This window comes from Streptomyces cupreus, assembly GCF_014257025.1.
GTDB lineage: Bacteria > Actinomycetota > Actinomycetes > Streptomycetales > Streptomycetaceae > Streptomyces > Streptomyces cupreus.
In genome coordinates this window covers 25,395-46,331 of record NZ_JACMSF010000064.1, presented here as the reverse complement: position 1 = coordinate 46,331, position 20,937 = coordinate 25,395, and the positions used below count along the sequence as shown (strand labels likewise).

Here is a 20,937-nt window from a genome sequence, read left to right as displayed (position 1 = left end):
GCAGTCAGGCCCTTGAGCCGGGTACGGATCGCGACCCCCGAAGGACCGGGCACCACGAACGGCGCCGCCACCTCTCGCAGCCCGCCCATCCCCGTCACCCCCCACCGGTGTCGCGTCAATCCGTCACCACGCCCAACGACCACCACCAGGAAAGGTCACGCATTCGACGTAAGAACTCCCGTTCCCGCCCCGGGAATGCGCCTGCCACTGCCCTAGGTAGGGCTCACTCATACGCACCAGAACACGCTCAACTGCCATCGATCGCCATCTGTTCACACCCCCGTTATGGGGAGCTCCAGGCCTGCGGAATCGAATCCGTCCTGAGAAGATCAACGGAAAATCCAGCCCAACAGGGCCGCCGTGCGGCCAGGCGGGCCTCGGCTCTTCCCCTGGGCGGGTCAATGTGTTTGGAGCACTGGTTCCTCCACGCTTTGCGAATTCCCTGACGGCCCCGTCTCCGCATGCACGCAAGCACAAACAGGGGGAGGCTGTTGGTATGGCCGAACGCTCCGGTGATCACATATCCGCCTGACGAGTCCGGCGGCCGACCGTCCGTGCCGACACGTCGGCACCGGCACCGGCACCGGCACCGGCACCGGCACCGCTACTCCTCGCACGATCCGGTGGGCCGCGGCCGAAGACCCCGGGCAGAGAAGCAAGCGCGGAGGAGGCGATGTCCAGCAGTGGAGATGCGGGTGACGCAGCTCAGCGAGAGCGACGAGGATCCGCTCGGCCTGCACCTGGCCGCCCTGGCCGTACTGGACGAGCAGGGGACCGTGGTCGGATGGAGCCGACGAGCCCAGGACCTGATCGGCTACCCGGGCCCCGATGTGATCGGCCGTTCGGCATTCGAGGTACTGGTGGATCCAGTCGATCTGCCGGCCGCCAGGGATGCCGCGGTGCGGTGCAGGAGAGCCGGCGGCTGGTTCGGGCTGGTTCCGGTGCGGCATCGTAGCGGGCACCGGGTGGAGTTGGGGCTGAGAGTCTCCGAGTTCTCACGTGACCAGCTCCGCGAGTGGTTTCTCGCCGGGGCACCTGCGGCTGACGTCCTTCAGTGGCAGCGGGACCGCGCGGTCCTCGACGGGTTGTACCGACGGTGTCCGATCGGCCTGGTCGTGCACAGCCCCGACATGAGGGTTGTGCGGGTCAACCGGGCGATCGAACGGTTCACGGGCGTTCCGGCCGCCGACTTTCGGGGCCTGCCCACGGGCGTCATGCTCGTCCCCGACGACGCACGCAAGGCCGTCGAGCGGGTGCGCCAGGTAATACGGACGGGGAGACCACAGGTCTACTCCGAACAGTACGTTCGCCTGGAACGGGACCCGGCGCGAGAGCGCGTCGCATCGGTGTCGTCCTTCCCCATGAAGGATGCCGCCGGCCGGATCCTGGGCGTGGCCGAGATGATCGAAGACATCACCGACCGCCACCGTGCCCAGCAGCGGCTCGCGCTCCTCGCCGAAGCCAGCACCCGGGTCGGAACGGCCCTGGACGTGGAACAGACCGCCCGGGAACTCGCCGACGTGCTTGTCCCCCACCTCGCGGACCACGCCACGGTGGACCTGCTACAGCCGGTCACCCGCGGCGAGGAGCCAGCGCCCGCCCCAGGCGGGGCCGTCGTACGGGCGGGGGCATGCAGCGTCGGCGCGCATGAACCGAGCCCGCGCGACCCACGAGGCGAGCCGTTCGAGTACGCACCGGACACCCCCCAGGCCCGATGCCTGGCCAGCGGCCGACCCATCCTGGAACCGGTTCTCCCCTCCGACTGGCTGTCCCGCAAGCCGGACTCGGGCCGGCCCGTTCCGGAACCCGGCGCGCATTCCCTGATGGTCGTGCCGCTGGCGGCGCGGGGCCTGGTCCTGGGCGCGGTAAGCCTATGGCGTTCGCGGCGCCCCGAGCCGTTCGAAGCCGACGATCTCACCCTGGCGCAGGAACTCGCCTCACGTGCGGCCCTGTCCATCGACAACGCCCGACGCTTCGCCGAGCAGCAGCAGACCGCGTTCACCTTGCAGAGCAGCCTTCTGCCCAGCGCGGTGCCGGAGCAGTCGGCCGTCGAGGCGGTCCCCCGCTATCTGCCCGCCGGGGCGGGCACTGGCCTAGGCGGTGACTGGTTCGACGTCATCGCCCTGTCCGGGGCGCGGGTCGCCCTCGTCGTCGGCGACGTGGTCGGCCGCGGTCTGCACGCCGCCGCGACGATGGGCCGACTGCGTACCGCGGTCCACACCCTGGCCAGCCTCGACCTGGAACCGGACGAAGTCCTCTCCCGCCTGGACGACCTGGTCAATCTGCTGGCAGCCGAGCGGGAGGCAGCCGGCGAACGGCCGGGGACCCAGCAACTCCTCAGCGCCACCTGCCTGTACGCCGTCTACGACCCCATCTCCCGCCGGTGCTCCGCCGCACGCGCCGGCCACCCGCCCCCGGTGGTGACCACCCCGGACGGACAGGCGAGCCTGCTCGACCTGCCCGCCGGCCCGCCGCTCGGTCTGGGCGGTCTGCCCTTCGAGACCCAGGAGTTCGACCTCGCCGAAGGAAGCCTGATCACCCTCTACACCAATGGACTGATCGGCGAACGCACCATGGATATCGACGAGGCCCTGGCACGACTGTGCGCAGCACTGACCCGCCCGGCAGACCCCTTGCAGGAGACGTGCCGGGCAGTCGTGCTCACCCTTGTGCCCGCTCGCCCGGCCGATGACATCGCTCTGGTCATCGCCCGCACCCGCGTACTGCCGGAGCGGAACGTCGCCTCCTGGCAGCTGCCCCGCGAAGCCACCGCAGCCACCCGGGCCAGAGCACTCGTCACCGACAAACTGACCGAATGGGGACTGCAGCAACTCGCGTTCACCACCGAGCTGATCACCAGCGAACTGGTCACCAACGCCTACCGCTACGCCAGCGGCCCCATGATCCTGCGGCTGATCCGCGAACGCTCCCTGGTCTGCGAAGTCAGCGACCCCAGCCACACCTCACCCCACCTGCGCCGCGCCCGCCTCACCGACGAAGGAGGACGCGGCCTGTTCCTGGTGGCCCAGATGGCCGAACGCTGGGGCACCCGCTACAGCCGCGACGGCAAAACAGTCTGGACCGAACAGCCACTGCCGGAGGGAAACCCGTAGGCATGAGGTCTCGACGAATGGGCCTACGTCCGCGACACCGAACGCACCGCTGCACCGGGGGCAGCGTAGCCGTGGGCAACCGCTCCGTGCCGAGAAGCTCCCGGGCACGTGAACCTGCATGGGATGCAATGGTGTGATTACCGTGGTCACGGACTCTGGTCGTAGCCGTCCACAGGCGCGGGTGGAGCCAGACCGCGCACTACTTCTCCTCCACCCAGCAACTACGCGACTGGGCAGAAGGTGGTGCGACCACCAGCCGAATGGCTCTCTCCCAGACCCTGTCCCATCACGCACTCACCGGCATGCCCCGCCCGGACTTCCAGGCGCTGATCGACCGGATCACCGTGCCCTACCAGGCCACGATCGAACAACGTCGGCACCGCAAACGCGGCGGCGACCGGCGCCCAGGAACCCGTGGGGGCGTCTTCCGTCAAAAGTGGATGGTGCCGCGGCTGACACCGAACAAGTCGGCCAGGGTCTGCTGGTCACATGATTTCCGCAACGCCATCGAGGATGTCCGTCCCCTCCTCGAACAGGACCCGTACATCCCGACGCTTGCCGAACGACGCTTCACCACGGCCGCCGACGTCCTCGCATCCGTCACAGGAGACAGCGAAACACCATGTTGAATCCTTACGGCTTCAATGGACACGACAACGCTGCCAGGCCGCGCTCGCGCAAGGAGCGCAGGAACTCGCTCCAGAACGCTTCGGTCTCGCTGTCACCGACCATCACGCCCAGCACCTCACGGCCGCCGTCCTCGCTGATGCCGGTGGCGATGACCACGGCCTGGGAGACGATCCGGTGGTTCACGCGGACCTTGCAGTAGGTGGCGTCCAGGTAGAGGTAGGGGAAGCGGCTGTGATCCAGGGGCCGGCCGCGGAAGACCGTGAGCTGTTCGTCCGGGTCACCGCAGATCCGTGAGACCTCGCTCTTGGAGATGCCGCTGTCCGCGCCGAGCGCCTTGACCAGGTCGTCGACCGAGCGGGTGGACACCCCGTGCACATATGCCTCCATGATGGCGGCGTAGAGCGCCTGGTCGATGCGGCGCCGCCGTTCCAGCAGGCAGGGGAAGAAGCTGCCGCTGCGCAACTTCGGTATCGCCAGGTCCAGATCGCCGGCCTGGGTGGCCAGGGTCTTCTCCCGATGGCCGTTGCGGAAGGCGGTGCGGGCTTCGGTGTGCTCGTTCCACTGGGCGCTGATCCGGCCGCTGAGCTCGGCCTCGATCAGCTCTTGCAGCATGCGCTCGGCGACGTTGCGGACGAGCTCGATCCTGGCCGCCTTAGCAACGGATTAGTGACTCCAGCAGGCGTTGTAGGTCAGACTGAGACAAGGCCATCGGGCACCTCCAAGGTTGAACTGGCCGTTCACCAGGGAGATTTGCACGGTGGCCTGCCTCATGCGCAGGGAGCGGAGACCGTCACCGGATGCACGCCCCGGGCACCCGCCCGCGCACCCCCGCACGGTGATCGCCTACACCATCACGCGGGACGCCATCGAGCGCATCTGTTGCTCCACATCCGCGCTGAGCCCCCGATGACCCGGTGATCCCCACCCGCATCCCGTGATTCCTCCCCTACAGGTAGACGCCGTGCAGGCACTCCGTCGAAGTCCCGCACCACCTTGGGCGGCGAAGTTGTGGTGGGGGTACGGCGCACTGCGCGGGCCCGCTCCACGATCCGTCCCGATCCATACAGACCGGTTCCACTCGTGAATGTCCACTTGCATGGCCAGGACCGGCCATGCATCCACCGGGCGGCCCGTCCGAAGGGCCGTCGCCCTCCAGGAGTCCCTGCCACTCCGTCAGCAGATCACCCAAGCGGGTCTCGTCGGCGCACAGCACCCACACCTCCTGCGAGAACTCGCCGACCCCGAACGCCTGACACAACTGCTTGTAGTCACCGGGCAGTTCGTTACCCAGTGACTTCTCGGATCTGCACCCAGGGCTGCGCTACGACCCACGCTGCTTTATGGGAATTCTGGAATTTACTGTTGTTCTGCCATCCGCAGATGGCGGCACGCCGAGTAGAGCCGAGGGCTGGAAAACGGGTCCGCTGCGCGACCGCGCAGTCCGTATCATCGGATTAGTTCGATCTCTTGAAGCAATCCCCAGGCAAACCTGAGAAAATACTTCTCCCTATCGAAACCCTGGGCGTTGTAGGTGTGATAGTGACCCCAGCCATCAATCGTTCGAACCTGGTCGAAGTTTGCAGCCAGGTCGGCCTCAAGGAACCTCCAGGGTGCAATCTGGTTCACCCCCTCGGAATCGTTACATTGCTCAAATTCCATCTTCTCAACGAATCGGCCGGTCTGGTCAAGAAGAATGGAGAATTTGAAATCAGGCCACAAGGGGAGTTGGTATACATTCCACTGCCCTCTCTCGCCACGCGAATCCACTTGAGCCTCTTTGAGGATGATCTCAAGATTTCGCGCATTGCCCGACCCTAGGCGAATCAACTGAGAAACCACTCCGTGGCGGTCTTTCATGTGAGCTGCGGTTCGATTCAGTTTCTTCAGGCTGGAGTCCAGCAATGAAGCGGGGGGATCCATCACCTTCAGCAGGTACAACTGGAAATCGATCACGCCCACACCTTCCAGCGTCACTCAAAACACTTCCTTACTATTGAGACTCGTGAATTCATGGAAAGCTCTGCCTCCCGGCCTGTACCGGCCGGGAGGCAGAGTTGTGACTCTAAGTCAGGTCCAGCAGGTTGAGAGCGGCGGAGCTGAACTGTACTTACGCATTTTGACTCTATGCCCATCCTCCCAAGCGGAGAAAGCGAGGCATATCCTCGGTGTATCTCGCGATGGCAGGCTCGAAGGATGCCCTGATTCGCGTAATCCAAATTTGAGGATTGTCTTCTGCGAAGAGGATCTCGATTACCTCACCCTGGGCTGCCGACTCCAATTGCTCATGGATTCCCTGAGGCGGAAGTGTGACTTCCAGGCCCCCTCGTCCTCGTCGAGGATTCCGTCGAAGTCACCAGCAATATTGCGTCCAAGGGCGCAGCACGCCTCGGCACGGGCATCGGATGCTTCCGGTTCTTGTTGCCCCTGTGTCGCCTCGAAAGTCATGGCCAAGGCATGGTGCGCCCAGTAGTGAATTTCTTCTGCGCTCTCTACGAGCAGTTCCGGAGAATTCTGCAGGGCCTGGATGAGTTCCTGCTGCTCCAGCAGACTTTCCGGCTGCCATAGGAGATCCGACAGCGCGGCAAATCGGGCCGCGGTCGACGCTGTCGCGCAGGCCCGCACAATCGGCTGCACACGGGACACACACGCAGCGCTAAACAGGGCGGCCTGCTCGGGAGTGGCTTGGCCCAGGCGTTTACCACATCTCTGTATTTCACTCACAACCCACCCGAATCGTATCACCGTTGGTCGACCGTTACACGTCCCTGTCTGTCACGGAACTTCCTGTAGTGCCGACTTGGGATTGGCCGCTCGGTCGCTCCGTCTGGCGACGTCGCCGTCATGCCTGAGTGGATGTCAGCCGACAAACTGCGAGGCGGAAATGAAGATGACGGTCGACATCTGGAGCGCTAAACAGTCCTAATTATGATCGCGCTGTTCAAAAGCAGCTTGACCAGGCTTGGTGCGAAGGTCACTGAGTATCCAAGACCACGCGATGATGGACATTGCTCCGACAGCAGAAGATCCGCAGCTCCCCGGCCCTCGCCACCTCAACCCTGGTTGGCGCATACGCGACTTGAAGTTCCTCATCTTCAAGATCTCGATCCTCCACGGGCCGCCATCGTCTACTACCGCTATCCCACTCATTACTGTCTACCTTCAGGAGCAGAGTGACCGGTCCGTCACAGTCCGGGCAGGACAAATCCAGCAAATCCGTGGAGTGCCAGCTTGCCCACCCTCCGACTTTCCAACCTCGCGCGACGGAAAGGGCGTACTGATAGCGCAGGCCCTCGCGCTGATCAAGAATCTCCAGCATGGATCTTACATCAGCAGGGAGCTCATCTACATCAGGAAATTCCACCACACGCTCGGGAGTGATACCACAAGGGCGCACTAGGTAGGAATCTATCAACGGATCAACTATGTCGGCCGCAGTGGAATGGTAACCACCGAGTCCCATACTGGAGTCACCCCAGACGATTTTGACAGCTGGCCCTTCAAAAGATGATTCGGTGTACTCGATGAAATGATCGTTTGGGCACCAGAAAATCTGGAGAAGGTCACTGTCAACCGGGTAGGGGATCTCAGGGAATTGCTGCTTATATAGCTGCGCCACCGATACCATCGGCCGCGGAATAAGGCTCCCATTAATTTCGGCCGGATGCTCGTCGCAACTCGGCCAGGCCCGCCCAGGCATCCGGAGCATCGGGCCGCCAACATGACTCTCTTGGAAGGACGGGGTACCCGGACGAGGGTGCAGGCGAACCGTTATCTTCCGCCAATCGACCAGCTGCGGCATCATCGCAGTCACGTCCACCACTGGATCCGGCGTTGTAAAAACCATGACATTCCGTCCTGTATCACAGCAAGATTGGAGTCACTCACGCACCCGCCTTCGGGGACCGTGATCTCCACAGGCGGGGGAAATAGGGGCCGCTGTCGAAGAGGTACGGCTCGTGCAAGGTCTTGCCGTTGATACTCACTCTGCCGGGCTCGTCGATGACGACGTGATCGCTGCCGGCGCCTATGACCCGCATCATGAAGATGCTGTCGGAGCCCCACTCGCGGGCGGAGAACAGGACCACGTCACCGCGCCGGACGCCGGACCCGTCCAGGGGCTTCACCGCGACGTCGCTCCTTGCGGGATACGTCGCTTCCATCGCCCCGCTCTCCGCGTGCCACGTGCGGTAACCCGTAGTCTCACCGCCGGACACCAGAATGCTCACGGTCGCGAGGACCACGCCAGCTGCCGCGATCGCCAAGGCCACCACCAACGGCACGCGGCTGCCCGCACGGCCCGCCGTCGACGTGGCCGGCTACACGTATCGTGCACATGCTGGTTGCTGGGGCCCGCACGACGGCCGCTTCCACACGTCCATTGCAGGATGATCCTTTCTCTCCGTCTCCGGAGTTCAGGCAGGCTCGACGAACGGCCCGTCGACGGCCGTGCCACGGAGTGGGTAGGAAGGCTGAATCGGTGAGGATCCGATACAGGAACTCCGTGGCCGTCATCTTGTACCGGTTCCACTCGTGAATGTGGCGATTCGATTTCCGTCCAGGGATGCGGGGGTGAGGACATGGTTGGCATTCAGGCCGAAGGTTCCCGTCGCGGAGACGACCTTGGCCAGGTTCGCGGTCCTGCCCTGGGAGGGGTAACACGCGGGTCCCCACACTCCAGTCTGCCTGGACGGGAGGGCGGGGACCCGCTGAACCGGAGACCCTGATATTACGGACGCCGGTGTGTGTTCACCTTGCTCACGGCGTTAGCCGTATGTCTGGAAGAACGGGCGTTCTACCTTCGCGGCGACGGAGACCGGACGGAACTCCCGATCGGTGAGCACCTTGCAGATAAATTCTGCAGTGGAGACGTCGAAGCGGTGCCACTCTTCGAGGGGATCGGTCCGTGCCACGACAGGCCACTTCCCCGCCGGCGTGGCTGTGTCGGCTAGCCAGCCATACGAGGCTTCGGTCACCGAAACACCCCAGAGGATGATGCCGCTGCCATCAAAGACCAGGTAGGGCTCGAAGAAGGAACGCACCGACGCGCTATCTGCTCGGCTCTTCAGTGCCTCCCATCTCCCCACTAGGCTGTACGGATCAGACGAGTCCACCGGCAGTAGCAACTCCAGATAACCGCAGAAACTGCCCCTGCCGAACACCTCGCAGATTTCCTTGAAATCTGCGGGAAGTGGTGTACCGAACTCGCGCTCGGTTTCAATCCAAGCCATCTCCTGCCGCTCCGCTTGCCAGCCAGTCAGGGAGACGAGTTCACGCACCCAATCCAAGTTTCTCACTCCTTTCTTGCCGTCATCCGGTGCCAGCGATGTACTGCCAGGGGTACGATCCGCCGCCTCCGTCGATGACCTGGGCGAACCCTTCCAGTGTGGGTTCCGTGCTGTTGCCTTCGTAGGACGCGGCCATGGAGTAATAGACCGTGTTGCCCTTCTCCAGCTCCTCCTCGATGGCAGACTCCCACCCGGCCATGTCGACCTGGTTGACGCGCCAGGGCAGCGGCACCAGGTTTCGGCGGTCAGTTCCGCTTCCGCCGAACCGCCGGGCGAAGAGGTGGGACCGGTTGAGTCCTGAATGCGGTTGCCAGCCCTTGGGGCGACTGGCCCAGTCATCGGGCGTCTCCAAGGGCCATGGCACCGGACTGCCAACAATCTTGGTCGTACGATTTGGTCCCTGCAATGTCCCTTCGTCGTCAACATAGTTGAGGTCTGCGAGGGTAATACAGGCGTTCACACCCCTGGCTCGCCCTTGGGAGTCCAGCGGCATGTAGTAGACCTGGCTCTTGCCTTTTCGGCAGTCCTCCTTGCCGAACGGGACCTGGTCGGCGCCAGGCTGCCACTCCACCTTCTTGTCCGGAGTGACCAGCAAGCCTTTCTTGTAGTTGGGACGGTCACCCGGCTCCGACTCGAAGCCGCTGGCTCCCGTGGAGGTGTTCCAGCCGATGACGTCCGCGAAGACCTTCACGGCGCTCAACCAGCCGCCGCCGGTCTTGGTGGATGTCTTCCCGCCGCTGGAGAACCAACTCGCGGGGTTCCACCAATCGTGCCCGTCGTACTCGACCCGGCTGCTGGGGTTGCCGCCGGTGAATGCGTATCGGTTTCCGGTGAACGGGTCGGTGCCGAGGCCCATGTCGGCGAGGGCGCCGTTGTACATGTCCCGGGTGGTGAAGCGGTTCAGGCCGGGGTTGTAGTCGCGGAAGCCCATGTCGTAGGTGCCGGATTGGGCGTCCCAGCGTTTGGCGTTGTAGCGGTAGGCGTTGTACGCCTCCTTGGTCGGGTCCGCAGCGTTCGGCTTGTCGATGCCGGTGTACTCGGACTCGTCGTCGGAGCCGTAGGCGGTGTAGCCGTACGTCGCCTTCGTGTTGCCGTTGCTGTCCGTCAATGTCTCGACGTCGGTATGGCTGTTGTACCCGTAGTAGCCGGATTCGGTCGTGCCGTCGGTGTTGTGCTTGATCTGGGAGAGGCGTTCGCCCCATGGGCTGTACTGGTAGGACTTCGTCAGCTCGCCGGCGACCTTCTCGTCGAGGACCTCTGACGACAGGCCCAGGTAGGAGAAGTCGGTTGTCTTACCGTCGGCTGTCTTGGATGCGGTGCGGTCCAGTGGGTCGAAGGTGTACGTCGTCGCCTTCAGCGCGCCGGTGGAGTCCGCCTTCTCGGACTTGACCACGTGGTCGAAGCCGTCGTACGTGCTCCGCTCGATGATCTGGCCGTTCGAGGTGACCGATTCCTGGCGGCCGAACGGGTCGTAGTTGTAGTTCGCCGTGGAGGTGCCCACGGTCGCCTTCAGCAGGCGGTTGCGATCGTATTCGTACTGTGTGGTCTGGTTCTTGACGGTCTGGCGGATGACGTTGGCGTTGTCGTCGTGGACGTACGTCTCCGTGCCTGCGCCGGTGCCGGTCTTGGCCGACTCCTTCAGTCGGTCCGCCGGGTCGTAGGTGTAGTTGGTGGTGGAGTCGAGGTACGCCGTGTTGTTGTCGGCGTTCATCTTCTTCGCCACGTCCTGCGCCTTGTTGCCGTTGGGGTCGTAGGCGTAGGTGTGGGAGGCGACCAGCGTGGTGCCGTTGGCCTTCTTCTCGGTGGTCGACTTCAGGGCCGCGTCGAGGTAGTAGGTGTAGTCGACGGTGTTGCCGTTGGCCTTGGTCTCCTTCAGCTTCTGGCCGCGGTCGGTGTACGTGTACGACGTCACCTTCGGCGCCGCGTCCGTCGCGGTCTTGCCGACCGACACCGTCTTGACGAGTTCGCGCAGGTCGTAGGTGTATTTAGAGAACTGGTCGGGGTGGGTGACGGTTTCCGGCTGGCCGTTGGCGTCGTACGTGTACGACGTGGCCTTCTTCTCCGTGCCAGCCAGTGCTTCGGTGACCTTCTGGACCTGGTTGAGGCCGGTGTAGGCGACCGTGTACGCGTCGATCTTCGCGGTCGACGAGGTGTCGTCGATCTTGGTGAGGTTGCCGTTGAGGTCGTAGGTGTAGGCGAAGTTGTTCTTCTCGGTGTCGGCCGGGTCGCCGCTGGCGTCACGCACCAGCTTCACGCCGTCCGCGACGACCGTGCCGCCGCTGTTCTGGAACAGCTGGAGCTTGGCCATATTGCCCTGCTTGAAGGCGTACGAGCCCAGTGACACCCAGGTGTTCTGGTTCGCGGTTGCGTTCTGATCGAGTGTCTTGTCGGCCGTCCCCGTGGAGTGCGTGACCGTGTACTTCGCCGCCGTGGCGGTGCCAGTCACCCCCGGGAACTTCACGTACGCGGTGTACGTGCCGTCCTTGGGGATGTTCAGCGTCCAGGTGAAGGCGTCGGTACCTGTGCCCGCCGCGTGGGTGCGGTGGTTGTAGCCGTGCTGGCCTACGGTGTCACCGGTGGCCCAAGTCCCTGTGGAGGACGTGTTCTGGGTGTCGGAGTTGTCCACCAGGACCACCGACTTGCCGACCGGGACTCCGTCGTCCGCGCGGGACTTCAGGGACCCGTCGGGGTAGTGCGACCAGGTCATGGTGCGGTCGGACGAGCCGCCCGCCGAGGTCAGGGTGCGCTTGGTCTGCTGGCCGAGCTCGTTGTAGTCGTAGGTGGTGACGATGTCCCACGGGTCCGTGGAGGACCTCACCCAGCCGTTGTCGAAGTACTCGAACGTGGTGTCGTTGCGGACTGTCTCGCCTTCCGACGGCGGCAGCGAGGTCGTCTTGACCCGGCCCACCTCGTCGTAGACGGTCTCGGTGTAGACGTTGGCGTTGTTGTGGCGAGTATCCGCCGGGTCGTACGGCTGGTACTGCTTGACCGGGCGGTTCAGCGCGTCGTACTCGGTGCGCGCGGTGAATGCCGTGGTCGTGCCGGCCGCTACGGCCCGCGGGGTGATGACCTTGGTGGTGTTGCCGACCTGGTCGTACTCGAACTGCGTCGTGCGGTACGTGATCGACGTCGTCCCGGAGTGCGGGACCTTGACCTCCTTCTGCTTGCCGCGCTCGTCGTAGGCGATGGTGGTGGTGTTGTTCTCCGCGTCCACGGTCGACGTGACGAGCGAGTCCTTGTCGTAGAAGCGCTTGCTCGTCTTTCCGGCCGCGTCCGTGACCGAGGTGACCCGGTGGTTCAGGTCGTAGGCGGTCTTGGTGGTGTAGTCGGTCGTGTCGGTGGTGGCGTTCTTCTTCGGGTCGATGACCTTGGTGACGTTGCCGACCGTGTCGTACTCGTAACTGACCTTGTCGCCCGCGGCGTTGACGGCGGAGGTGAGCTGGTAGATCTCGTTGTAGTGGTTCGTGGTGACGTAGTCGGTCAGGTCCGTAGGCGTGTCCGTGCCCTTGGGCTCGGTCGTCGTTTTGAGGTTGCCGACCTTGTCGTAGGTGTACGTGGAGGTGCGCGGCGTGGTGTTGTTGTTCGCCGGTGCGGTCGCCGAGGTGATCTGGTCGGCCTTGTCGTACACCGCGGTGGAGACGGCGCCGTTGGGTGCCTTCGACGTAGTGACGTTGTCGTTGGCGTCGTAGACGGGCGCTTCTGTGGTGATCAGTTCACCGGTGGCCTGGTTCTTCGGCACCGTGTTGACCGTCGGACGCCCGAAGGTGTCGTAGTCCTGTGTGGTGACCTTGTCGTTGGCGTCGATGACCTGCTTGACCTGGCCGCGCTCGTCGTACACGTACCTCGTCGTGTTGGTTTTGGCGTCGGTGATGGTGGTCGGGTATCCGGTGGGGCCGAAGCCGCCGTAGCTGGTCGGGTTGCCGTTGGCATCGGTCGCCTTGGTGAGCTGGCCGTAGGCGTTGTAGTCGTACTTTGTCGTGTAGTCATCGGCCGTCGCGGTTGCGACGCCCTTGGGGTCGGTGACCGTTTTGAGGTTGCCGAAGGTGTCGTAGCCGAACTGCCAGGCCCGCCCCTCGGGTGAGGTCTTGCGCCACAGGTCGGCGGAGTAGCCGTCGGCGCGGGTCTGGTACTGGTACTTCGCCGCGTTGGCCGGCCACTGGTCCGGGGCGGGCACCTCGCCGGTTTCTGTCAGGCACGTGGTGCGAGGGTCGGGGACGCCGGTCTGGTTGTTCTCCGCGTCGCGCTGCCACAGCGGGTAGCCGGTCTTCTGGTCGTAGCAGTACGCGGTCTTGGCGCCGTTGTCCTCTTCCAGGTAGGTGACGTTGTTGTCGGCGTCCCAGCTCATCTTCGTGGTCTGGGACTTGGCGTTGGTGGTCTCGATGGGGCGGCCGAAGTCGTCGGTCTGATATCTGGTCGTATGGGCTTCGGCGTCGGTGACGGTGGTGTTCGTGAACTTGGTGTTGGTGGTGTCGGCCGCGTAGGCGAAGGCCGTGTCACCGGCCAGGCGGTCCGTGATCGTCTTGGTCCACCAGTGGTACTTACTGTCTCCGTCGGGCGGGGCGTAGTACGCCAGCGAAGTGGCGTTGCCCCGCGGGTCGGTGACCTTGACGAGCTTGACGTTCTTCTCACCCTGGGTGGCGTCGTAGGTGAACTTGAAGGTCTTGGGCTGGGTGGAGCCGTTGCCGTCGACCATGCGGCCCAGCAGGCCCTTCTCGGTGTAGTAGAAGGAGATCTTGCGGCCGGAGATGTCCGTCAGCGACGCGATGTGGTCGTAGATCTTGGGGTTGTTGAGGTTGGTCCCGGTGACCTGGGCACCGGTGTCGCTGATGTACGAGTAGGTCGCGTCGCCCTTGAGCCAGTAGCCGATGCGCAGCGATTTCCGGCCGGACGGGTCGGTGATGTACTTGAGGAACTTCGTCGGCTTGCCGTGCGACGTGCGCTCCTCGTAGGTGTACGTCTGCGTGTTGCCGTTCTTGTCGACGACCGACGTCATGTAACCGTCGCAGCCGAAGAGGAACCGGGTGCCGTCGGGGCGCATCAGGGTCCAGGCGTCCGGGATGGGGTCCTTGTTCGGGGTGCAGTCCAGGCCCGCCTTCATGGTGAGCCGGTAGTGCACGCCCGCCGGGGCCTTCCAACTGCCGTCGGCCTGCTTGGTGAAGGTGTGCGTGGTGCCGTCACCGTCCGGCAGGCGGATCTCGGTGGGGTTGGCTTTGGGGTGGAGGTCCAGCGGGGCGCCGAAGCGTGTCGGGCCCGCGAGCTGGCCCGACCAGCCGTGGCCCATAAGGCTGTCGGAGGTGTCGAGGGAGTTGTAGGCGAAGCGGGCGAACGTGGTCAGGCCGCGGCCGGGGTTGGTGAACGCGTTGTACGACCACACACTGTTGCCGGAGGCCAGGTTGTTCATCACCGTCGAACCGGCGCCGGTGTTCTTGCCCGTGTAGGCGTAGAACTTCTCCAGACCCAGCGTTTCGGAGGTGGGGTCCTCCACCGCCACGTTCTGCTTCAGCGGCGGGATTCCGCCGGTCCCCGCCGACAGCCAGCTTCCGTCGGACACCTTCCGCACGTCCCAGCCCAGCACGTACTGGCTGCGTTTGTTCCCGGAGTCGGAGTTGATCGGCGTCTTGACCTGCGCCTTGATCGTCGCCGACTGGCCGGGGGACAGGGCAGGGATGGCCGTGGACGCCTGGGTGGCGGCCGTGGTCTTGTCGGTGCCGTCCGGGAGCTTCCAGGTGTAGGACAGCTCCCGCTCGCCCGTCGCCCACGCGGAGTTGGTGGTGTTGGTGACCGTGAAGTCCACCGTGTAGGTGGAGTTGGGGGTCATCCGGGCCGGGGTCTGCGGCGCGTAGTAGGTGTCCTCGGTCGTGGAGTCGACGTAGATGACCCGCAGCAGCGGGCCGATCTGCCAGTCGGCCGCCTCCGAGGCCAGGAACACCGTCTGCTCCTGCGGACCCGAGGCACTCTCGTCCGCGAGCTTGACCATCGCGCCGTGGTTGGACGACGGGGTCTTCACCCAGCCCTGGGTCAGGGACGTGGCGTTCCAGTTGTGCCGGCCGACGTCGTTCGTCCACCACGGCTCGTAGTCCGACACGAGGGAGGAGTAGTCGCCGCCCGCACTGCTCCACGCGGTCGACGCGGTGGCGTTGTTCCACGTCGCCGATGTCTCGTCGAAGCCCTTGGTCAGACCGTGCAGGTTGTAGCGGGCGCCGGTGCTGGTGCGGGTGGTCTCCGCCCCCCACATGAACAGCGTCGAGTCGATCACCGTGCCCGTGACCGGGATCGCCGAGGTGTCGAACCTCATCACCGCGCGGGTCTTCTCCGTGCTGTTCGTGGGCGTGTTGTTGCCCACGCTCAGCCACTTCTGGCCCACACCGTCGTAACTGATGGTGTCCTGGTTGGTGGTCGGCTTCGCGGACGACAGGGTGGTGTCCGTGACCCCGCTCGTGCCCTGGATGAGCCGCATCGTGCGGCCCGCCTTCGGTATGCCCACGATCCGGGTCGGCGAGCCGAGCAGCTGGCCGTCGGCCGTTTTCACCGCGATCTGGTAGTAGTACGAGCGGCCGATCTCCTCACTGGAGGAGTCCGGGGTCGGGGTGGCGGTGGTGTCCGTATAGGTGGTGGCCGTCGAGCCGATCGGCGCCACCAGGGTGGCGGCGGACGGGGTGAACGCCTGCTGCGTGGAGCGGTGCAGCTGGTACTCGACGAGGTCCAGACCGCTGTCACCGGTGGTGTTGGAGTACGGCTTCCACGACAGCTCCGGGCCGGTGGAGTGGACCACGGTGGGCGAGTTCAGGCTGGTGCCGACCTTGCCGTACGTCACCGTGAGGCGCGGGATGGTGGAGGTCTCACCGCCGTAGGCACCGTCGCCGGCCTCGTAGCGCGGACCGCCCAGCGCCGTGGCGGCCAGCGTGTCGTCCTTGGCCTGTACGACGAAGCCATGGTTGGCCTCGGTGCCGCTGACCCACTTCTGCACCGTGTTGGTGACCGGGAAGTTGTGCCACTGGCTGTACTCGCCCTTGTTCTTCACGATCTGCGCCGGGTTGTTCAGCCGCACCGCATCCGCGATCACCGCCGAACCCGCCGGGCTCGCGGTGTCGCCCAGCACCACCTTGTAGCCGGTACCGCCCCGGTTGAACTGGTACTGCGTGCCATTGCCCAGCGTGGCCCACACACCATCCGGGCCGACCGTCTGGTCGACCGAGGTGGTCGCGGTGCCGCCGTTGTAGGTCACCGTGTACGGGGCGGCGGTGGTGCGGTTGGAGGAGGCCACATAGTGCGCGTCCACCCGGTAGGTGCCGGTGTCGCCCACCGGCGTCTGCCAGGTGTAGGTGTCCCCGGAGATCGAGTCCTGGTTGAACACGTAGTCGTTGCCGATCGCGTGTTCCTTGAGCGCCGACCCCGTTGGCGGCCAGGTGCCGACGGCCGCCGTTCCCGCGTCCCCGTCGTCGAACTGCACCGTGGTGCCGGACAGTTCACCCACCAGCCCGCTGGTGGAGGACCACGTCGCCGTCGTCTCGTTCCAGGGGCCGGTGGCCCGGCGCACCTCGATGGTGTTGTCGTCGGCGCCCGTGGTGTGCGCCTGGTCGAAATACATCTCCAGGCGCGCCGAGTCGAGATCCACACCCGCGGGGATCTCGTCCAGCGGGAACTGGATCAGGGAGCGGGCGATGCCGGTGTCGGTCTTGCCCGCGGACAGCTTCCAGCTGGTGTTGAAGTTCGTCGACGGCTGGTCCGACAGGACCATGACATCCTGAGAACCGGTCGGCGAGGGCGCGATCGTGATCGTCGGGTCGATCACCACCGGATACTGCCGCTCCTTCGCCGCCAGCCACGTCGCGTCCGGCGTGACCGTCAGCTTCCAGGACTTGCCGTCCTTCGTGAGCTTCTGGGTGACCTTGGTGCTGTAGGTCTGCCCGAAGACCGACTTCTCCGCCTTCTTCGCGTCCGTCATGTACGGCGCCGGGATCACCATCACCGGCGTGTTGGGCAGCGCACCGTACAGCGCGATCGAGCCGTCCTTACGCGCCTTCGGCACCAGACCGTCGGTGTCCAGCGTGAAGGTGAACTTCACCGGGCCGTCGGGGCGGTCGGCGAGGACGATGTTCTCCTTCACCCGGCCCGCACCGACCACGTACTGAAGATCCGCACCATGGACCGCGTCCCGGTAGGTGACCTCAGAGCCCTTCGCCACCGGCTTCAGCGCCCTGCCCGCGCCCTCCAGGCCGAGGGTGACCGACCGGCCGTCCGGTGACTTGAAACGCACCAGCCGGCCGGTGTCAGAACCGAACCAAGTACGGCCCTCGTTCGTCGTGTTGGCGAGATCGAAGCCCTTCGCACCACTCTCGCGCACCGTGGTGTCGATCGACTTCCACGACTTCCCTGACCGGTACGAGGTCGGCGCCGCCGCCAGCTCCGCCTCGACGCGGCCGTCCGACAACTCCCAGAACCGGGCGCTCGCCGTACGTCTGCCGGTGATTTCGCGGACGCGCTTGGCGGGTGGCCGAGACTTTTCCCTCGGCAGGTGTTGCCGGTCCGCTACCTCCAATTCGTCATGCGACGGCGGCTTTTCAGCGCGGCCGTCTTTGTCTTCTTCCTCCTCCGTGAACCAGCCCTTGAGGGTGTCGAGAATTCCTTTCTCGTCACCGCCCGAGTCGGACGCGGCATAGGCCACCTGCGGCAGCGCGGTACTCATGACCGCGGCTGCCACCAGGCAAGCTATCGTTCTCCCCAGTCTGGGTCTCACACCAAACCTTCCTGAAGAAGCTGACCGAAAATCACCACCCGTGACCTCATTTTCGGAGTGCAGGAAAAGGCCACAGGCGGCGGCGCCCGGTTTCTAATCAAGCTGCTGACGCCAAGTCAAGTGATGGGACATTGGGGACAGTTGACGGTAAACCGGAGAGCGTCTGCCCGAAATGTCCCCACAGTGGAAACCGCATAGCAGCGTCATGTATAAAGCGCCCCGTCCAGTCCGAAGTCCGGGTCAATCCCTATTTTTGAAGGGGCCGTTTCATGGGTGCCGTAACTGGGAAGTCAGCACCTTCCATGGGGGAATCCGAGGAAACGGAAGCGCCCGAAGAAGGCGAATCGGGCGGCGAAGCAGGTGAATCCCGCTCCCGTCGCCCCGACCGGGCAGGGCTGCTGATCGCCGGCGCCGCCCTCGCCGCCTGCACTGCACTCGTCCTCTACGGCGTCCTCGACAGCGGCCAGGATGAACCCGCACCCGAACGCCGGGTCCCCACCGCCTCGGTGACGTACGAAGTCACCGGCACCGGCACCGCCGACATCACCTACCAGGCACGCAGCGAGTCCGGAAAGGCCGTGACCGTCAAGGCGGCGGCCCTGCCCTGGCGCAAGACAGTCGCCGTCCCCCTCGGCCGCGCGCCGGTCGTCAACATCGTCCTCGGCGAGCACGGCGGGCAGGCCCGCTGCACCCTCTCCATCCGTGGCCAGTACGTCCAAGGCGCCACCGCCAGCGGCGAGTTCGGCCGGGCCACCTGCACCGGCACCCTGCCCCGACCGGACGCGGCAGGCAGCGAGGACCAGCAATGACCACACCCGGCAGACGAGAACGCAAGGAGCCCACTGTGCACGCCCTTCCCCGGCAGGTGCTGACCGCTGCCGCCGTCCTCAGCCTCCTGGCGCTGACCTCCGCCTGCGGTGGGCAGGACGACGAGCAGCAGGCGGCCTCGGACTCGGTCTCGGCACCGAACGCCGCTGACTCGGGCACCCCAACCGCCTCCCGCAGTGCATCGCCCAGCGCCTCCGGATCGCCGTCCACCAGCCCCTCCACCTCCGCCACGGCATCCGCGTCGGCAACGGCTTCGGCCTCCGCCCCAGGCAGCGCCACGAAGGCAGGCGGCGGAACCTCCGGCGGCGGCACCGGGACCGGCGGATCCGGTGATGACGCCGCCGCCCCTGCCGCGCCCGATTTCCCGGTTCCCGTGGAGGTGGGCGACGCGACTCAGGTGATCACGGTCAAGGCCAGCGGCTCCTACGCCACCGTCACTGCCTGGGCCAAGGGCCCCTCCGGCTGGAAGGCGCAGTTCAGCACCGGCTCGGGGCGGGTCGGCTCCAACGGGGTCACCGACGGGGCGACCCGGATGCAGAACACCTACACCACGCCCGGCGGCACCTACACCATCACCGAGGGCTTCGGGCACGTCGCCGGTGGCACCGCCATGCCGTACCACGTCGTCACCGACGACGACTGGTGGGTGCAGGACCCGGAGTCGAAGTTCTACAACCAGATGCACGGCGAGGCGGGCGCGGACTTCCCGCTCACCGAGTCCGGTGACCGCGGCAGCGAACACCTCATCAACTACCCCACTCAGTACGCCAAGGCCCTCGTCATCAACTTCAACCGCTGGCCCGCCACCCCCGGCCGCGGCGCGGGCATCTTCCTCCACGTCAACGGCAGCGGCGCCACCGCGGGCTGCGTCTCCGTCCCCCGCGCCACCATGGACCAGATCATGGGCTGGATCACACCGTCCGCCCACCCCCGCATCGCCATCGGGTGAGCCCCACGGCCGCAGCTCGATCCCCGGGGGAAGCCTGGCTCCACCACCAGCGCTTGGCGATAATCCACAACGAGGCACAACACCCATGACGGCGAACCGCAGGTATGACAGCACTGCGGCTTGCTCTTCTCGACGGTGTTGCGTTTCTTGAACCGCTCCTCGTCGAAGCCTGGTGGCCGTCCGCCGCGTGAGCCCTTGCGTAAGCGGGCGGCCGGGCTGTCGGGCTTCTCCGGGATCGTGTGCCGGATTCTGCGCCGCAGGTACTTGCGGCACGGGCCGGTGCTGTACGCCTTGTCCGCGGCAAGGCTGTTGGGTTTCTTGCGGGGCCTGCCCGGACCGGGCCTGGGGACGCGAATCTTCTCCAGCACCGCCGTGAACTGGGTGCAGTCCGCTCGCTGCCCCGGCGTGACGACCAGGGACAGCGGGCGGCAGCGGCCGTCCGCGCTCAGGTGGAGCTTGCTGGTGAACCCACCGCGCGAGCGGCCCAGGCCCTCACTTCCTGCACCACCTTCACCAGGCGGGCGAGCAGGCTCTGCCACGGGGCTTCGCCCTGATGTTCGACACCTTCCGCCCCCTTTGACGCGGGAGCAGGCGGAGGATCATTGCGGGCACCAGCCGCGTGCTGATGGGCACGCACGGTGGTGGAGTCGACCGAGACATCCCAGTCGACCTCGCCTGGGGCGTCGGCGGCAGCTTGGATCTGCTGCAGCAGACGTGCCCAGGTGCCATCGCCCGACCACAGCCGATGGCGTTCATAGACCGCCGTCCACGGCCCGAACCGCTCGGGCAGATCCCGCCACTGCACCCCGGTCCGCACCCGGTGTTCGGTAGGTCCCGCACCATCCCGACAGCCCATCGTCTTGCGGAGCGGAGCCTTACGATCACGGGGACGACCAGTCGATGTCACGTGAAGGGGGCTCTCGTGGCCGTGCTTGTCCGGCAGCAACACATTGACGCGGACGTGGAATACCACGCCTTCGGGTTCCAGGAGTCCGATGACGGCGACCTGCCGGTCCCCTTCCCGGACGACTTCGAGCAGGGAGTCTTTCTCAACACCTTCCCCGGTCGCCTCGACGTCTACAGCGCCGGCCACACCCACACGGCATCAGTCGACGTAGAGGTGTGGGACAGGCAGCCACCCGTGCAGGACCCCGCAGACTGGGACGAGCAGGCCGAGGCCGACTTCGAGTCGGCCAGCGGCGAGGTGGCCGTGTGGTCCATGGGCCTGGGACGCTCCGATGACGTCATCACGCTGGCGGACGAGGGCGGCTCGTGGCGGGTGCGCGTGAGCTGCACCGGCCGCGCCGAGGCGGCTGCCCTGTCGGAGGACGAGGGCACCGGCGAGGGGGTGGAGAAGTACCTCGTGCAGTTCTGGCCCGCCAAGCCCTGAACGCG

Annotated in this window: 11 protein-coding genes and 3 pseudogenes; 5 read left to right on the top strand and 9 right to left on the bottom strand. The window is 65.5% G+C overall.

Going from position 1 to position 20,937, the window contains the following annotated elements; all coding sequences use genetic code 11:
• Positions 1-689: 689 nt before the first annotated feature.
• Together H4N64_RS37005 and H4N64_RS47150 are read left to right on the top strand one after the other, a co-directional pair.
• Positions 690-3,113 carry an ATP-binding SpoIIE family protein phosphatase gene (locus H4N64_RS37005; RefSeq protein WP_186286980.1) on the top strand — a complete coding sequence of 808 codons (2,424 nt, stop codon included), beginning with the start codon at positions 690-692 and terminating at the stop codon, positions 3,111-3,113.
• A 182-nt stretch (positions 3,114-3,295) separates the two neighbouring features.
• Positions 3,296-3,550: pseudogene (locus tag H4N64_RS47150) on the top strand (ISAzo13 family transposase); the annotation flags it as partial.
• A 217-nt stretch (positions 3,551-3,767) separates the two neighbouring features.
• On the opposite strand, the pseudogene H4N64_RS36995 reads toward H4N64_RS47150, so the two are convergent.
• From H4N64_RS36995 to H4N64_RS36965, 7 genes and pseudogenes are all read right to left on the bottom strand, one after another.
• Positions 3,768-4,452 (bottom strand): annotated as a pseudogene (locus H4N64_RS36995) (IS256 family transposase); the annotation flags it as partial.
• Between the two features lie 737 nt (positions 4,453-5,189).
• Positions 5,190-5,717 (bottom strand): hypothetical protein, encoded by a 528-nt coding sequence (locus tag H4N64_RS36990; RefSeq protein WP_186286978.1) that lies wholly within the window; start codon positions 5,715-5,717, stop codon positions 5,190-5,192.
• A gap of 276 nt (positions 5,718-5,993) precedes the next feature.
• Positions 5,994-6,386, bottom strand: coding sequence for a hypothetical protein (locus H4N64_RS36985; RefSeq protein ID WP_186286977.1), 393 nt, complete (start codon positions 6,384-6,386; stop codon positions 5,994-5,996).
• Between the two features lie 328 nt (positions 6,387-6,714).
• Positions 6,715-7,554 carry a hypothetical protein gene (locus H4N64_RS36980; protein ID WP_186286976.1) on the bottom strand — a complete coding sequence of 280 codons (840 nt, stop codon included), beginning with the start codon at positions 7,552-7,554 and terminating at the stop codon, positions 6,715-6,717.
• Positions 7,555-7,624: 70 nt separating this feature from the next.
• Positions 7,625-7,969 (bottom strand): S26 family signal peptidase, encoded by a 345-nt coding sequence (locus H4N64_RS36975; protein ID WP_186286975.1) that lies wholly within the window; start codon positions 7,967-7,969, stop codon positions 7,625-7,627.
• 537 nt (positions 7,970-8,506) lie between these two features.
• Positions 8,507-9,019, bottom strand: coding sequence for a hypothetical protein (locus tag H4N64_RS36970; RefSeq protein WP_186286974.1), 513 nt, complete (start codon positions 9,017-9,019; stop codon positions 8,507-8,509).
• Positions 9,020-9,050: 31 nt separating this feature from the next.
• Complete coding sequence (locus tag H4N64_RS36965; RefSeq protein ID WP_186286973.1) at positions 9,051-17,714, bottom strand: golvesin C-terminal-like domain-containing protein; 8,664 nt, start codon at positions 17,712-17,714, stop codon at positions 9,051-9,053.
• A 353-nt stretch (positions 17,715-18,067) separates the two neighbouring features.
• Here H4N64_RS36965 and H4N64_RS36960 point away from each other — a divergent pair, with 353 nt between their 5' ends.
• Together H4N64_RS36960 and H4N64_RS36955 are read left to right on the top strand one after the other, a co-directional pair.
• Positions 18,068-18,574, top strand: a complete 507-nt coding sequence (locus tag H4N64_RS36960; RefSeq protein WP_260860199.1) for a hypothetical protein — start codon at positions 18,068-18,070, stop codon at positions 18,572-18,574.
• A 35-nt stretch (positions 18,575-18,609) separates the two neighbouring features.
• Positions 18,610-19,542 (top strand): L,D-transpeptidase family protein, encoded by a 933-nt coding sequence (locus H4N64_RS36955; protein ID WP_186286972.1) that lies wholly within the window; start codon positions 18,610-18,612, stop codon positions 19,540-19,542.
• A gap of 275 nt (positions 19,543-19,817) precedes the next feature.
• Here H4N64_RS36955 and H4N64_RS47015 read toward each other — a convergent pair.
• A pseudogene (locus tag H4N64_RS47015) lies at positions 19,818-20,081 on the bottom strand (transposase); the annotation flags it as partial.
• A complete protein-coding gene (locus H4N64_RS47010; RefSeq protein WP_186286971.1) occupies positions 19,988-20,359 on the bottom strand; it encodes a transposase in 372 nt (123 codons plus the stop codon). The gene H4N64_RS47010 and the pseudogene H4N64_RS47015, both read right to left, overlap by 94 nt.
• A 105-nt stretch (positions 20,360-20,464) precedes the next feature.
• Here H4N64_RS47010 and H4N64_RS36945 point away from each other — a divergent pair, with 105 nt between their 5' ends.
• Positions 20,465-20,932, top strand: coding sequence for a hypothetical protein (locus tag H4N64_RS36945; protein WP_186286970.1), 468 nt, complete (start codon positions 20,465-20,467; stop codon positions 20,930-20,932).
• Positions 20,933-20,937 lie beyond the last annotated feature (5 nt).